Below are 14,042 nucleotides of genomic sequence, written 5' to 3' on the forward strand. Positions count from 1 at the left end.
GCCCCCAGCCCCGTGCCACGGCCAGCGCGCGCATGCCGAATCGCTCCCGCCCCCCGCAAGGAGTCCCGCCATGCCGCCTAGAATGCTGCCGCCGAGAACCGGGTCGCCCGGAGTCGTTCCGGCCCGACGGGCCCTGCTCGCCGTCGCCACCGCCGCCGCGCTCGCGGCCGCCCCCGCCGCCACCGGACCGGCCTCCGCCGTGCAGGCGCCCCCCGGCGGGAACAGCGCCGCCACGTCCCCCGACCCGAACGCGCCCAAGCACGGGACCGTCGAGGGCGCGCGCGCCTTCGTCCGGAACGCGGGCAGCGCCAAGGCCGTCGCCGCGTTCCGCGAGCTGCACGGCGACCGTGTCGCGCGCGAGCAGGTCCACCATTTCTGGGGGGTCGAGCCCGCCGCCGGGTCGCATGACGGGTTCCAGGCCACGCACAGCGTCGACACCAGCTACAAGGTGTCCTTCAAGGACGACTACACCTACACGCCGACGATCAAGGCCGCCGGGTCCTGCATGGAGATCACCACCGTGTACTCCCAGGCCGTCGGCAACGAGATCTGGGCCTGGGACTGGTGCGGCGGGAACGGGCCGAAGAAGGAGGTCAAGATGGACGCCGACTTCCTCCAGACCTACACCAAGACCGTGAACGGGCGTCCCGCCTACAGCGTGCAGCTCGTGAAGACCGACGCGGGCCAGAACGCCTGGTCGGCGTACCTCTACAACTTCAAGACGAGCAGCTGGAGCCTCTTCTACAGCAAGTCGGGGACCGACACCAGCTCGCTGAAGTACGGCTGGGACATCTTCGAGATCTACGCCAGCCGCAACTCCGCCACCAACACCGCCTACTACTGCACCGACGCCAAGAACGTCGTGTTCGAGAGCAGTTCCATCCAGCTCCGGAACGGCGGCGCGTGGAAGCCGGCGAGCCCGTCGGAGTCGCCGTGGCAGCCGGTCACCTCGCCGAACCCGAACGACTACCTGTGCCCGGCGCTGAAGTTCGTCCGCGAGGGCGCGAACGACCACTGGATCGTCCGGCAGTAGCCGGCGCCGCCGGGCCCGGCCCCCCGGTGACCCTGGTGGCCAGGTCCGGCGGGGTTGTTCGCGTTTCGTTAGCAGGCGCCCTGACCGGCGGAAATGTGTGCGCCGGGTGAAGGGGCGGCTACGCCGGGGTCCTCCGGCGGGACCCGCTGTCATGATTTGATCGTAGGCTGAAGGCCATGCCCGACGGCCGTCCCTCCTGCCCCTGCGTGATCTGTCACGACTACGGCGACCGCGACCGCCTGGACAACTTCCAGCTCCGCACGATCGTGCACATCAGCCAGTACGGATGGAGCGTCGTCCTCGTGCATCCGGACGGGGAGCTCCCCGGCTGGGCGTACACGATCGGGCTGTGGCACAGCCACCGGTCGGCCGAGCTCGCGCTGTTCGGCGGCGACGTGTACGAGATGGAGGAGACGCTGAACGCCCTCGGCCGGCAGACCGCCGAGGGCGACGGGCCCGCCGAGGGCGAGCGCCGCGACAATGTCGTGCGGGGACGGCAGGCCGCGTTCCGGATGGCCGACGTCCGCTGGTACGACGCGCTGTTCGCCGGCGCCGTCGCCTTCTACCGGCGGCCGCCGCTGCCGATCCTGCAGGTGGCCTGGCCGAACCCGGAGGGGCTGTTCCCCTGGCAGCCGGGCACCGACCTGGCGTTCCGGCACTCCCAGCCGTGGCTGTGGCTGGCCCCGTCCCAGCACTCCCCCGGCCCGTGGACGCGCCGCGTCCAGGCCCTGGAGGGCTGACGGCGCGCGTCCTCCCCGCCCGCGGGCCCGCGGCATACGATCGGCGGGTGTACGGGCCGATCGCCGAGACCATCGCCACGCCGCGCCTCGTGCTGGAGCCGCTGGCCGTCCACCACGCCGACGAGATGGCCGCAGTCCTGGACGACCCGCGCCTGCACCGCTTCATCGGCGGCGAGCCCCTCACCCGGGACGAGCTGCGCGCCCGGTACGAGCACCTGGTGGCGGGCCCGGCGCCGTTCCACCAGGAGTGCTGGCTGAACTGGGTGGTCCGCCGCGTCCGGGACGGGCAGGCGGTCGGGTACGTCCAGGCGACCGTCAAACCGGCGCAGCCGGGCTTCACGGTGACGCCGCGGGACGCCGGCTCCACCGTCACCCCCTCGCCCGCGCGGACCGTCGCGTCCGTCGCGTGGGTCATCGGCATGCCCTACCAGGGGTTCGGTTTCGCCGGGGAGGCGGGCCGCGCGCTGGTGGACTGGCTCCTCGCCCACGGTGCCGGCGAGATCGTCGCGGCGATCCACCCCGGGAACGCGGCGTCCGGGGCGGTGGCCGCCCGGCTCGGCCTGCGGCCCACGGCGGAGACCGCCGACGGGGAGACCGTCTGGCGCCTCCCCCGCGGCGGGACGCGGTGACACTCTGATGTCGCGCGCGGCGGGCGGTGAGCGCGCGGGTAGGTCACAATCGACGGGGTCTGTCGTCGACCGGTCGAGGAGAGGGAGCGCATGCGGGAGGTCTGGCCCGGGGATCCGTACCCGCTGGGCGCCACCTGGGACGGCACGGGCACGAACTTCGCGCTGTTCTCGGAGGTGGCACGGCGGGTCGAGCTGTGCCTGTTCGACTCCGGCGGGAACGAGGTCCGGCGCGACCTCCCGGAGGTGGACGGGTTCGTCTGGCACGGCTACCTGCCGGGCGTCGGCCCCGGGCAGCGCTACGGGTACCGGGTGCACGGCCCGTTCAGCCCGCGGGACGGGCACCGCTGCAACCCGGCGAAGCTGCTGCTCGACCCCTACGGCAAGGCCGTGGAGGGCGGGGTGCGCTGGCACGAGTCGCTGTTCTCCTACCGGTTCGCCGACCCCGGCGCGCTGAACGAGGACGACAGCGCCCCGTTCATGCCGAAGAACGTGGTGGTCAACCCGTTCTTCGACTGGGGGGACGACCGGCCGCCGCGCGTGCCGTACCACGAGAGCGTCATCTACGAGGCGCACGTCAAGGGCCTCACCCGGCTGCATCCCGGGATCCCCGAGGAGCAGCGGGGCACCTACGCGGGCCTCGCGCACCCGGTGATGATCGACCATCTGCTCGACCTCGGCGTGACCGCCGTGGAGCTGATGCCGGTGCACCAGTCGATCCCCGAGCACGCGCTGGTGGCGCGGGGGCTGGACAACTACTGGGGCTACAACACGATCGGGTTCTTCGCGCCGCACAACTCCTACAGCTCGTCCGGGCAGGCCGGGGGGCAGGTGCTGGAGTTCAAGGCGATGGTCCGCACCCTGCACGAGGCGGGCATCGAGGTCATCCTGGACGTCGTCTACAACCACACCGCCGAGGGCGACCACCTGGGGCCGACGCTGTCGTTCCGCGGGATCGACAACGCCTCCTACTACCGGCTGCGCGACGACGACAGGCGCTACCACCTCGACTACACCGGCTGCGGCAACTCGCTGAACGTCCGCCACCCGCACGCCCTCCAGCTGATCATGGATTCGCTGCGCTACTGGATCCTGGAGATGCACGTGGACGGGTTCCGCTTCGACCTGGCCTCGGCGCTGGCCCGCGAGCTGCACGACGTCGACCGGCTGGCCGCGTTCTTCGACCTCGTCCAGCAGGACCCGGTGGTCTCGCAGGTCAAGCTGATCGCCGAGCCGTGGGACGTGGGCGAGGGCGGCTACCAGGTCGGCAACTTCCCGCCGCTGTGGACGGAGTGGAACGGCAAGTACCGCGACACCGTCCGCGACTTCTGGCGCGGCTCGTACGCGACGATGCCGGAGTTCGCGTCCCGGCTCACCGGCTCCTCCGACCTGTACGAGCACAGCGCGCGGCGCCCGTTCGCGTCCATCAACTTCGTGACGTGCCACGACGGGTTCACGCTGACGGACCTGGTCTCCTACGACGACAAGCACAACGAGGCCAACGGCGAGGGCAACCGGGACGGCACCGACGACAACCGGTCGTGGAACTGCGGCCACGAGGGCCCGACCGATGACCCCGGCGTGCTGGAGCTGCGGGCCCGGCAGCGCCGCAACTTCCTGGCGACCCTGTTCCTGTCGCAGGGGGTGCCGATGCTCTCCCACGGCGACGAGCTGGGGCGCACGCAGCGGGGCAACAACAACGCCTACTGCCAGGACAACGAGATCGCCTGGGTGCACTGGGACGAGCCGGGCGACGTGGAGTTCGTCGGGCGGCTGTCGCGGCTGCGGCACGACCATCCGGTGTTCCGGCGCCGCCGGTTCTTCACCGGGACGGGCACCGGCGCCGCCGCCGACATCGCCTGGCTGACCCCCGCCGGCGAGGTCATGACCGACGAGGACTGGAACGTGGGGTTCGCCAAGTCGCTCGGGGTGTTCCTGAACGGCGACGCGATCACCGAGCCGGACCCGCGCGGCCGCCGCGTCCGCGACGACTCGTTCCTGCTGCTGGTCAACGCGGGCGCGGACCCGGTCGGGTTCACGCTCCCCGAAGGCGCGTACGGCGAGCGCTGGGAGTTCGTCCTCGACACGGCCGAGCCGGACGCGGTGGACGGGCGTCCCCGCCTCAAGGCCCGCGACGACGTGGACGTCACCGGCCGCTCCCTGATCGTCCTCCGCCGCCTGGGATAGCCCGGCGGGCCGGCGGTTCGGCGGGCCGACGGGCTAGCCGATCTGGATGGCGGTCAGGAACACCAGGACGACGGTGGCGACGGCCACGAGCCCGTGGACGGCGACGGCGGTGGCCGGGAACGCCTGCTCGGCGCCGCGGGCGTGCCGTCCGCCGCGCCCGACGAGCCAGCGCGTGAACAGCATGAAGCCCTGGAAGGCGACGACGAGCAGGGCGGCGAACGCGCCCCAGGCGTAGCCCGCCCACCCGGTGGACAGGTAGGCGATCCAGACGGCGAGCCCGAGGACGGCGGTCAGCGGGTGGACGACGACGACCAGGACCGGGAAGCGCGTCACCTTCGTCGCCCGCCCGCCGCGCGCCGTCCAGACGACCAGCAGGTAACCCCCGGCGGCCGCGGCGAGAACCCACGCGGCCAGTGCGGCGAACTCCAACTCCCATCCCTTCGCTCAGGTCCCCGTCCCCGCGACCAGTGTCGCGCGCCGGATGCGCCGCCATGGCGGGTTCCCACAGATTGCCCCACAGACCGTTACCGTGCCGGTCAAATTGGGTGTGCAGTAGCGTGGTGGTCCTATGCGGAACCTCGCTCCCGCGCCCGGGCCGGTGGACCTGGCCGAGCGCTACGCCTATCCCGGGCACGGCCCGTTCCTGCGGGCGAACATGGTCGCCAGCCTGGACGGGGCGGCGCAGCGCGACGGTCTCAGCGGCGGCCTCGGCGGCGAGGCCGACCGGGCGCTGTTCTCGCTGCTGCGCGGGCTGGCGGACGTGGTGATCGTCGGCGCCGGGACGGTCCGGGCCGAGGGGTACGGGCCCGTCCGCCCGGACGACGGGTGGGGCGGGGTGCGCGACGGGCGGGCGCCCGTGCCGCCATTGGCGATCGTCTCGCGCTCCCTCGACCTCGACCTCGACGCGCCCGTGTTCACCGAGGCCGCCGCCAGGACGATCGTCCTCGCGCCGGCCGCGGCGGACCCGGCGCGGCTGCGGGCGGCGCGGGAACGGGCCGAGGTCATCGTCGCCGGGGAGGCGTCACTGGACTTCACCGCCGCCGTCCGGGAACTGGAGGCGCGCGGTCACCGGCGGATGCTGTGCGAGGGCGGACCGGCGGTGCTCGGGGGGCTGGTCGAGGCCGGTCTGCTGGACGAGCTGTGCCTGACGCTGAGCCCGCGTCTCATCGGGGGGCGCCCGACGCGCATCCTGAACGGGCCGCCGGTGTCCGTCCCGCCCGAGATGACCCTGGGGCACGCCCTGGAGGACGACGGGTTCCTGTTCCTGCGCTACACCTCGCGCGGCGGGGACGGCGCCCCCAGCCTGTAGCGGACGAACAGGACGCCCTCGTCCAGGTGGACGGCGGAGGGCTCCAGCGGGACCTCGGCGTCCAGGTCGCCGAGGAGCCGGGTGTGGCGGGCGCCCCCGGCCAGGGCCGGGGCGACGCTCAGGCACAGCTCGTCGGCGAGGGACGCGCGGATCAGCGCCGTGGCCAGGGCGGGACCGCCCTCGCAGAGAAGGCGCCCGCGTCCGCCCTGCGGGTCGCGTCCGCCGTGCGGGTCGCGTCCCCCATGCGGGTGGTCTTCGCCCAGGCGGCGGATCGCCGCCGGGAGGTCCAGGTCGTCCTCCCCCGCGGTGACCACGGGTATCCCGGACGGGACCCGGCCCCGCGCGCGCTCGGTGGTGACGACGATCGTCGGCGTCTCGGCCTCGGTGAACAGCGGGAGCGTCCAGTCGAGGTCGAGGGAGCGGCTCACCACGGCGATGGGCGCGGGCGGGCGTCCCCGGCGCGCGCGCAGGTCCGCGCGGAGGCGGGCGGGGCCGAGCCGTCCCGTCCGGACGGTCCCGGCGCCGACGAGGATCACGTCCGCGAGGGCCCGCAGCGCCCGGAAGACACGGAAGTCGGCGGCGCCGCCGAGGCCGTCCGTCCAGCCCTCGGCGTCGGTGACGGAGCCGTCGACGCTCATCACCATGCCGATCCGCAGGCCGGGCGCATCCCCGTACGCCTCATAGGGATCCACATCGTCCGCGGCGGGTCCGGGAAGCAGGCGGAGCATGGTCCGCAGGCTATCCAACGGCTGTTTCGGGTGCCCCGGCGTGTCCCCTTGTCGGGGGCAGGGCGCACTATGGGGGGATGGACCTGCCGATCAGTCTCCCGCTGTCGCCGATGCTGGCCAGGGCGGTCAAGGCGATGCCCAAGGGCGATCTGCTGTACGAGCCCAAGTGGGACGGCTTCCGCTGCGTCGTGTTCCGCGACGGCGACGAGGTGGAGCTGTCCAGCCGCGGCGAGAAGCCGCTCACCCGCTACTTCCCCGAGCTGGTGGAGGCGGTCCGGCGGGAGCTGCCCGAGCGGTGCGTGGTGGACGGCGAGATCGTCCTGCGCAAGGGGACGCGCCTGGACTTCGACGGCCTCCAGCAGCGCATCCACCCGGCGGCGTCCCGTGTGAAGCTGCTGTCGGAGGAGACGCCCGCCTCGTTCGTGGCGTTCGACCTCCTGGCGGTGGGCGACGAGTCGCTGATGGAGGTGCCGCTCGGCGAGCGGCGGCGCCGGCTCGTGGAGACCCTGGCCGGGGCGCGGGCACCGGTGTTCGTGACGCCCGCCTCCGACTCCTACGACCTGGCGCTGCGCTGGTTCGAGGAGTTCGAGGGCGCCGGGCTGGACGGGGTGATCGCCAAGCCGCGCGACATCCCCTACCAGCCCGACAAGCGCGTGCTGTTCAAGGTCAAGCACGAGCGGACCGCCGACTGCGTGGTGGCGGGGTTCCGCTGGCACAAGTCGGGGCCGATCGTCGGGTCGCTGCTGCTCGGCCTGTACAACGCCGAGGGGCACCTCCAGCACGTGGGCGTCGCGGCCTCGTTCACGATGAAGCGCCGCGCCGAGCTGGTGGAGGAGCTGAAGCCGTACCTGCTGGAGGACCTCGACGAGCACCCGTGGGCGGAGTGGGCGCGGCAGACGGAGGCGACCGTCGACCGGATGCCCGGCGCGATCTCCCGCTGGACGGGCAAGAAGGACCTGTCGTGGGTGGCGCTGCGCCCGGAGCTGGTCGTGGAGGTGGCGTACGAGGCGATGGAGGGCGACCGGATCCGGCACACCGCCCGGTTCCGGAACTGGCGGCCCGACCGGACGCCGACGTCCTGCACCTACGAGCAGCTCGAGCAGCCGGTCGCCTACGACCTGGACGACATCCTCGGCGGCGCCGCCACGAACCCCCGCGCCGACCGCTGAGACCCCGCCCCGGCCGCCGAGCCCCCGCGCCGGCCGCTGAGACGCGGCCGGCCGGGCCGTGCCCCCCGCCGGTGGGGACGCGGCCCGGCCGTTGGGGGGATGGTCAGGGCTGGGTCTCGTTGCGGATGGTCTGCTCGATCAGGTCCCGCTCCGCCTTCGCCGACATCTTCGCGGAGGCGTAGGGCCGCAGGTAGGTCTGCTGGGGGCCGGGCTCGCCGTCCTCGATGACGAAGGTCGCCTTGATGGACGCCTTGGCGCCGCGCGTCCGCACGGTCGAGAGCGTCTTGAAGTCGGCCTTCATCGCGTCCTTGCCGATCTTCGTCATCACGTAGCCGCGCTGGTTGTTGTAGAAGCGCAGATGCGGGTTGATCTTGAGGTAGGGGTGGTCGGCGGGGTCGGAGTCCTTGCCGTCGCCGGTGCTGGTGATGGACGTGCACACCAGCTCGGAGCCGACGGTGTCGGAGTCGGGGTCGTCGTAGTCCTCCTTGAGGTCGCTCGCCCAGTGCGCGTGGACGTCGCCGGTGAGCACGACGGCGTTGCGGACGTCGGCGTCGACCCAGCCCTGGGTGATGCGGTCGCGGGAGGCGACGTAGCCGTCCCAGGCGTCCTGCGAGGTCTTCTTCAGCGGCCCGGAGTCGCTGTCGCGCTGGGCGAAGAAGACCTGCTGCCCGATGATGTCCCAGCGGGCCTCGGAGCTGCGGAAACCGTCGATCAGCCACTTCTCCTGCCGGGCGCCGGTGATGGAGCGCTTCGGGTCGTCGGAGTCGTCGCAGACCTTGTTGCCGTCGCCGCACGCCTGGTCGTCGCGGAACTGGCGGGTGTCGAGCATGTGGAAGTTGGCGAGCCTGCCCCACTGGATCCGGCGGTAGATCTGGATGTCGGGCCCGTCGGGGATGGAGCGGCGGCGCAGCGGCATGTTCTCGTAGTACGCCTGGAACGCGGCGGCGCGGCGCTTGCGGAACTCCGCGGTGCCGGGGGTGTCGGAGCCGGCCTCGGGGACGTCGCCGGCCCAGTTGTTCTCGACCTCGTGGTCGTCGAAGACGACGAGCCAGGGCGCCGCCTGGTGCGCGGCCTGGAGGTCGACGTCGGTCTTGTACTGGGCGTGCCGGAGCCGGTAGTTGGCCAGGGTGACCGTCTCGGGGCCCTCGTGGTCGCGGACGTTGCCGCCCGGGATGGTGTAGGTGCTCTTCTTGTACTCGTACTGGTAGTCGCCGAGGTGCAGGATCAGGTCGGGATCCTCCTCGGCGAGCCGCCGGTAGGCGCTGAAGTAGCCGTGCTCGTACTGCGAGCACGACACGAAGCCCATGGCGAGGGCGGGGCCGAAGGTGTCGGCGCGGGGGGCGGTGCGGGTCCGTCCGGCCGGGGAGACGTAGTCGCCGGCGCGGAAGCGGTACCAGTAGTCGCGTCCGGGGCGCAGGCCGTCCAGTTCGACGTGGACGGAGTGGGCGCCCTCGGGGCGGGCGGTGGCGGTGCCGCGCCGCTCGACGCGGCGGAACCGCTCGTCGGTGGCGATCTCCCAGCGGACGGGGACGTCGCGGTCGGGCATGCCGCCCTTGCCGTCCTCGGCGTGCGGGTTCGCGGCGAGCCGCGTCCACAGGACGAAGCCCTGCGGGTCGGGGTCGCCGGAGGCGACGCCGAGGGTGAAGGGGTCGCCGGCGAGGGCGCGGGAGCGGAGCGCGGCGTGGGCGGTGGCGGGGACGCCGGGCATGCCGGCGGCGGTGTAGGCCGTGCCGACGGCGAGGCCGCCCGCGACGAGGAACGATCTGCGGTTGAGACCGGGCATGGAGTCGGCCATGGGGATGCGTGACCTTTCGGATCTCCGACATGGATCGCCGGACAGCCTCATGAAGGCCGATGGCCGGGAGAAACCACTCGGGTGACTTGCGCCGCAACAAAGACGATCTTTTAGGGATCACATGGCGGTCACGCGGGAGCGGTGACGAAAAGGCGCGCAGGAGGGGAGCCGGCTGATAGACTAGAAATCTGTGTACTGTCGGACACACAGATCTCCACCCTACGAACAGGAGTGTATCCGAGGCATGGGACTCCGTCAAGCGGACGATGTCAAGCCCGATCGCGGGGAAATCGGATCCGAGGCTCCGGACGGGGTACGGGACGGGGCGCGCCTGGCGGCCGTGCGCGCCGAGCAGGCGTATGTATCCCGCGTGTACGAACGGCTCGACACCGAGCGGGCCGGCGCCGAGGCCGCGCTCCGGCAGGGCCCCGCCGCGGGCGGCGGGGGCGCGTTCCAGGCCCGGCTGGAGAGCGCCGTCGCCACCGACGAGGCGGCCCGCCGGCTGGCCAGGCTGGCGGGCGTCGAGAACGGCCTGTGCTTCGGCCGCATCGACCACCGCTCCGGCGCGGACGGCCCCGGCGACACCTTCTACATCGGCCGGATCGGGCTGCGCGACGAGTACCACGAGCCGATGCTGATCGACTGGCGCGCCGAGGCGGCCCGCCCGTTCTACACCGCGACGCCCGGCGCCCCGGGCACCCTCGCGCGCCGCCGCCACCTGCACCTGCGCCACCGCGAGGTCGTCCGGCTCGACGACGAGGTGTTCGACCTGGAGGGCCTGGACGAGGCGGAGCGGGGCGGGATCGTCGGCGAGGCGGCGCTGCTGGCCACCCTCCGCCGCGGGCGGACGGGCCGGATGGGCGACGTGGTCGCCACCATCCAGGAGGAGCAGGACCAGGTCATCCGCTCGGCGCTGCAGGGGGTCCTGGTCGTCCAGGGAGGCCCCGGCACCGGCAAGACGGTCGCGGCGCTGCACCGGGCCGCGTACCTGCTCTACACGCACCGCGACGTGCTGGAGCGGCGCGGCGTCCTCATCGTGGGCCCGAACGCGACGTTCCTGCGCTACATCGAGCAGGTGCTCCCGGGGCTGGGTGAGACCGACGTCGCGCTGGCCACGGTCGGCGAGCTGTACCCGGGCCTCAAGGCGACCGCGGCCGACTCTCCCGCCGTCGCGGTCGTGAAGGGCGACCTGCGCATGGCCGCCCTGGTGGAGGCGGCCGTCCGCGACCGGCAGCGCGTCCCGGACGGGGGCCTGAGCGTCGAGTCCGAGGGCATGACGCTGCGCGTGGAGGCCGCCGCGTGCGAGCTGGCCCGCGACCGCGCCCGCGCGCTGCGGGCGCCCCACAACCTCCAGCGCCGGCGGTTCGTGCACGACCTGCTGGACGCGCTCGCGCTGAACCGCGCGGAGCAGTTCGACCGGCTCATCGACGAGCCGCTGGAGGAGATCACCCGCTCGGGCAACGTCCCCGGCTGGCTCCAGGAGCTGCTCGACGAGGCCGGGGAGAGCCCGCTCCTGGACGAGGCCGACCTGCGGCTGGCCAAGGAGTCCCTCTGGCACGAGCCGCCCGTCCGTGAGGCGATCGACGCGCTGTGGCCGGAGCTGACGCCCGAGCGGCTCCTCACCGGGCTCTACGCGGACCCGGAGGCGCTCGGACGTCTCGGGGAGGCCGCCGGGCTGCCCGGTGCGGCACTCCTGCACCGCCCGCCGGGATCGCCCTGGACGGTCGCCGACGTGCCCGTCCTGGACGAGGCCGCCGAGTGGCTGGGTTCCGACGACTCCGGCGACCGGGCCCGCCGCCGCGCCGCCGCCGCGCGGCGCGAGGCCGACGAGCGCTACGCCCGCGAGGTGATCGAGTCGACCGGCGCCGTGACCTCCGACGCCCAAGACCTCGCGGCCCTCGTCGCCGAGCGGCACCGCGACGACGGCCCGCCGCTCACCACCGCGCAGCGCGCCGCCGCCGACCGGGAGTGGGCCTACGGGCACGTGATCGTGGACGAGGCGCAGGAGCTGTCGGAGATGGCCTGGCGCGCGGTGATGCGCCGCGTCCCGACCCGCTCCCTCACCGTCGTCGGTGACATCGCCCAGACCGGCAGCGCGGCGGGGGCCTCCTCCTGGGGGCGGATGCTCGACCGTTACGTCCCGGGCCGCTGGCGCGAGCAGCGCCTCATGGTCAACTACCGCACTCCCGCGGCGATCATGCGCGTGGCCGAGGACGTGCTGGCGGCCGTCGCGCCCGGGGAGATCCCGCCGGAGCCCGTCCGCGACGACGGCCCCCCGCCCCGCGCCGTGGCGGTCCCGGTCTCCGGCCTGCCGGGCCTCGTCCGGGCCGAGCTCGCGGAGGTCGCGCCCGGCCCGGCGGCCGGGCGCGGCCCGGAGGAGGGGCGCCTGGCGGTGATCTCCTCGGCGGCGTGGCACCCCGGCGTCCTGGAGGCCCTCCCGGACGCCGCCGCCGGCGCGACCCCGGAGGCCCTGGACTCCCCCGTCGTCGTGCTGACCGCGGCGGAGGCCAAGGGCCTGGAGTTCGACTCGGTCGTCGTCGTGGACCCGGCGGGCGTCCTCGCCGAGTCCCCGAAGGGCGGCCAGGACCTCTACGTCGCCCTCACCCGCGCCACCCGCCGGCTGACGGTCGTCCACGACGGCGACCTGCCGGACATGCTGGCGCGCCTCGAACCCGGCGGTCCCGGGCCGTCTCAGGCGTAGGGGAGGAGTTCCTTGTCGATCTCCTCCCAGCGGGTCCGCAGCGCCTTGAGGACCTCGGGGCGGCGGCGTGACAGGTCGGCCTGCTCGCGCGGGTCGGCGCCCAGGTCGTAGAGGGCGCCCGGGGAGGACGGGGTCGTGCGCAGGTACTTCCACCGGCCGCGGCGCAGCGCCCGGGAGGTCCGGGTACGCCAGAACAGGTCGTGGCCTGGCGGGCGCTCGCCGCGCAGCAGATGCCCTGCCAGGCTGCTGCCGTCCAGGGGGTGGGAGGCGGCGGACCGCACTCCGGTGATCTCCAGGATCGTGGCGGTCCAGTCCTGGGTGATCACGGGCACACCGCTGACCTGGCGGGACCGGATGCGCGCGGGCCAGCGCAGGATGTTGGGCACCCGGATGCCGCCCTCGTTCAGCCCGGCCTTGGCGCCGGTCAGCGGCCACTGGTAGGACCAGCGCTCGCCGCCGTTGTCGCTGGAGAACAGCACCAGGGTGTCGCGCTCCTGCCCGGTCTCGCGCAGCGCCCGCAGGACGCGCCCGACGCCCGCGTCCATCGCCTCGACCATGCGCCGGTAGGTGTCGAGCGAGCCGCCGTCGTCGTGCCAGAGCGCCCGCGCGTCCCCGGCCTTGACCCGCGCGGTGATCTCCTCGCTCACCGCGCGGTCGCCGGGCGCCTCCCACGGCCAGTGAGGGGCGGTGAAGTTGAGGTTCAGCAGCCACGGCCGCCCGCCGCGCGCCTCGCGGACGAACGCGGCGGCGCGTTCGGCGATGGTGTCGGTGTAGTAGCCGAGCGACTCGGTGGGGACTTCGCCCTCGTACAGGTCGCGTCCCTCCGAGGTGATCTTGGAGTAGTAGTCGACGGCGCCGGACAGGTTGCCGAAGAAGGTGTCCCAGCCGGACTTCAGCGGGCTGTACCAGGGCAGGAAGCCGCAGTGCCACTTGCCGAACATCGCGGTGGCGTACCCGGCGTCCTTGAGCAGGGACGCCAGCGTCGGATGGCCCGGCGGGATGCCGTGCAGCTCGTTCGGGCGGGCGATCGGCTCCTCCAGGCCGCCGCGCAGCCGTCCGGGATAGCGGCCGGTGTAGAGCCCGAAACGGGTGGGCGAGCAGACGGCCGCGGCGGAGTAGGCGTCGGTGAAGCGGACGCCCTGCCGGGCCAGGCCGTCCAGATGGGGCGTGCGGATGGCCGGCGAGCCGTAACACCCGAGATCGGCCCAGCCGAGGTCGTCGCCGAGGATGACCAGGACGTTGGGCCGCCGGCCCGTGCCCCGACGCGGATCGGCACGGAACGGCCGCTCGGCCGCCTGCGCGGTGCCCGTCCCGGCGGCCAGGGGCCCGGCGGCCGCGGCGGCGGCCATCGCGCCCATCGCCGCGGTGGCTCCCCTCCGGCTCACCCCCGATCCGGACGTCCCGTCCGCCGTGCGCTCCGTCTCGCTCATGGACAACCCACTTTCCCTACTCTTTTACTAAACAAACCGAAATAGTAGGGAATAGAGATCATTCGTGCAATGGGCACCGCGCGGACGCGGAGGCGCCCCTCACCCGGTCGTGAGCCCGCCCGGCGTCCGGCGCAGCTCGGCCTCGATGACGCGGCTCGCGGCCGCGCTGGCGTCCGCCGGGATCATGATGGACGTCCTCCGGTACGCCGAGCACTCGACCCGGCCGGGCCGCGACTCCCCCGCCGTGGCCTACGCCGAATGCGCGCAAGGGCAGGATGTGACCAAAACCAGGCGGAGTTAGTCGAGCGCCGACCTTTACCGGAC

12 protein-coding genes are annotated in these 14,042 nt (G+C 73.4%); 8 read left to right on the forward strand and 4 right to left on the reverse strand.

All coding sequences use genetic code 11. From position 1 onward, the window contains the following. The first annotated feature begins 70 nt into the window (after window positions 1–70). From AGRA3207_RS06355 to glgX, 4 genes are all read left to right on the forward strand, one after another. Window positions 71–1,033 carry a hypothetical protein gene (locus tag AGRA3207_RS06355; protein ID WP_231333612.1) on the forward strand — a complete coding sequence of 321 codons (963 nt, stop codon included), beginning with the start codon at window positions 71–73 and terminating at the stop codon, window positions 1,031–1,033. Window positions 1,034–1,209: 176 nt separating this feature from the next. Beyond that, window positions 1,210–1,773 carry a DUF4262 domain-containing protein gene (locus tag AGRA3207_RS06360; protein WP_231333613.1) on the forward strand — a complete coding sequence of 188 codons (564 nt, stop codon included), beginning with the start codon at window positions 1,210–1,212 and terminating at the stop codon, window positions 1,771–1,773. A 47-nt stretch (window positions 1,774–1,820) separates the two neighbouring features. Next, window positions 1,821–2,402: a GNAT family N-acetyltransferase gene (locus AGRA3207_RS06365; protein ID WP_231333614.1), complete on the forward strand. Its 582-nt coding sequence runs from the start codon at window positions 1,821–1,823 to the stop codon at window positions 2,400–2,402. A 90-nt stretch (window positions 2,403–2,492) separates the two neighbouring features. Beyond that, window positions 2,493–4,586 carry a glycogen debranching protein GlgX gene (gene glgX, locus AGRA3207_RS06370; protein ID WP_231333615.1) on the forward strand — a complete coding sequence of 698 codons (2,094 nt, stop codon included), beginning with the start codon at window positions 2,493–2,495 and terminating at the stop codon, window positions 4,584–4,586. Window positions 4,587–4,619: 33 nt separating this feature from the next. Here glgX and AGRA3207_RS06375 read toward each other — a convergent pair whose 3' ends face one another. Continuing rightward, window positions 4,620–5,015 carry a hypothetical protein gene (locus tag AGRA3207_RS06375; protein WP_231333616.1) on the reverse strand — a complete coding sequence of 132 codons (396 nt, stop codon included), beginning with the start codon at window positions 5,013–5,015 and terminating at the stop codon, window positions 4,620–4,622. A 139-nt stretch (window positions 5,016–5,154) separates the two neighbouring features. On the opposite strand from AGRA3207_RS06375, the gene AGRA3207_RS06380 reads away from it, so the two are divergent. Beyond that, a complete protein-coding gene (locus AGRA3207_RS06380; protein ID WP_231333617.1) occupies window positions 5,155–5,895 on the forward strand; it encodes a pyrimidine reductase family protein in 741 nt (246 codons plus the stop codon). Here AGRA3207_RS06380 and AGRA3207_RS06385 read toward each other — a convergent pair. Next, the gene (locus AGRA3207_RS06385; protein ID WP_231333618.1) at window positions 5,856–6,623 is read right to left on the reverse strand and encodes a dihydrofolate reductase family protein; all 768 of its coding nucleotides are present in this window, start codon (window positions 6,621–6,623) and stop codon (window positions 5,856–5,858) included. The genes AGRA3207_RS06380 and AGRA3207_RS06385 overlap by 40 nt on opposite strands. A gap of 77 nt (window positions 6,624–6,700) precedes the next feature. Here AGRA3207_RS06385 and AGRA3207_RS06390 point away from each other — a divergent pair, with 77 nt between their 5' ends. Next, the gene (locus tag AGRA3207_RS06390) at window positions 6,701–7,792 is read left to right on the forward strand and encodes an ATP-dependent DNA ligase (RefSeq protein WP_231333619.1); all 1,092 of its coding nucleotides are present in this window, start codon (window positions 6,701–6,703) and stop codon (window positions 7,790–7,792) included. A 103-nt stretch (window positions 7,793–7,895) separates the two neighbouring features. Here AGRA3207_RS06390 and AGRA3207_RS06395 read toward each other — a convergent pair whose 3' ends face one another. Beyond that, the gene (locus AGRA3207_RS06395) at window positions 7,896–9,587 is read right to left on the reverse strand and encodes an alkaline phosphatase D family protein (protein WP_231333620.1); all 1,692 of its coding nucleotides are present in this window, start codon (window positions 9,585–9,587) and stop codon (window positions 7,896–7,898) included. A gap of 244 nt (window positions 9,588–9,831) precedes the next feature. On the opposite strand from AGRA3207_RS06395, the gene AGRA3207_RS06400 reads away from it, so the two are divergent. Further along, window positions 9,832–12,288: a HelD family protein gene (locus AGRA3207_RS06400; protein ID WP_231333621.1), complete on the forward strand. Its 2,457-nt coding sequence runs from the start codon at window positions 9,832–9,834 to the stop codon at window positions 12,286–12,288. Here the strand turns inward: AGRA3207_RS06400 and AGRA3207_RS06405 are convergent. Further along, window positions 12,279–13,718 carry a sulfatase family protein gene (locus AGRA3207_RS06405; RefSeq protein WP_231333622.1) on the reverse strand — a complete coding sequence of 480 codons (1,440 nt, stop codon included), beginning with the start codon at window positions 13,716–13,718 and terminating at the stop codon, window positions 12,279–12,281. The genes AGRA3207_RS06400 and AGRA3207_RS06405 overlap by 10 nt on opposite strands. 64 nt (window positions 13,719–13,782) lie before the next feature. Here AGRA3207_RS06405 and AGRA3207_RS06410 point away from each other — a divergent pair, with 64 nt between their 5' ends. After that, window positions 13,783–14,019 carry a hypothetical protein gene (locus tag AGRA3207_RS06410; protein WP_231333623.1) on the forward strand — a complete coding sequence of 79 codons (237 nt, stop codon included), beginning with the start codon at window positions 13,783–13,785 and terminating at the stop codon, window positions 14,017–14,019. Window positions 14,020–14,042 lie beyond the last annotated feature (23 nt).

This window comes from Actinomadura graeca (assembly GCF_019175365.1).
Taxonomy (GTDB): domain Bacteria; phylum Actinomycetota; class Actinomycetes; order Streptosporangiales; family Streptosporangiaceae; genus Spirillospora; species Spirillospora graeca.

Coding starts and splice junctions, on each gene's coding strand:
- AGRA3207_RS06355 (WP_231333612.1), top strand. CDS start 71: ATGCCGCCTAGAATGCTGCCGCCGAGAACCGGGTCGCCCGGAGTCGTT.
- AGRA3207_RS06360 (WP_231333613.1), top strand. CDS start 1,210: ATGCCCGACGGCCGTCCCTCCTGCCCCTGCGTGATCTGTCACGACTAC.
- glgX (WP_231333615.1), top strand. CDS start 2,493: ATGCGGGAGGTCTGGCCCGGGGATCCGTACCCGCTGGGCGCCACCTGG.
- AGRA3207_RS06380 (WP_231333617.1), top strand. CDS start 5,155: ATGCGGAACCTCGCTCCCGCGCCCGGGCCGGTGGACCTGGCCGAGCGC.
- AGRA3207_RS06385 (WP_231333618.1), bottom strand. CDS start 6,623: ATGCTCCGCCTGCTTCCCGGACCCGCCGCGGACGATGTGGATCCCTAT.
- AGRA3207_RS06390 (WP_231333619.1), top strand. CDS start 6,701: ATGGACCTGCCGATCAGTCTCCCGCTGTCGCCGATGCTGGCCAGGGCG.
- AGRA3207_RS06395 (WP_231333620.1), bottom strand. CDS start 9,587: ATGGCCGACTCCATGCCCGGTCTCAACCGCAGATCGTTCCTCGTCGCG.
- AGRA3207_RS06400 (WP_231333621.1), top strand. CDS start 9,832: ATGGGACTCCGTCAAGCGGACGATGTCAAGCCCGATCGCGGGGAAATC.
- AGRA3207_RS06405 (WP_231333622.1), bottom strand. CDS start 13,718: ATGAGCGAGACGGAGCGCACGGCGGACGGGACGTCCGGATCGGGGGTG.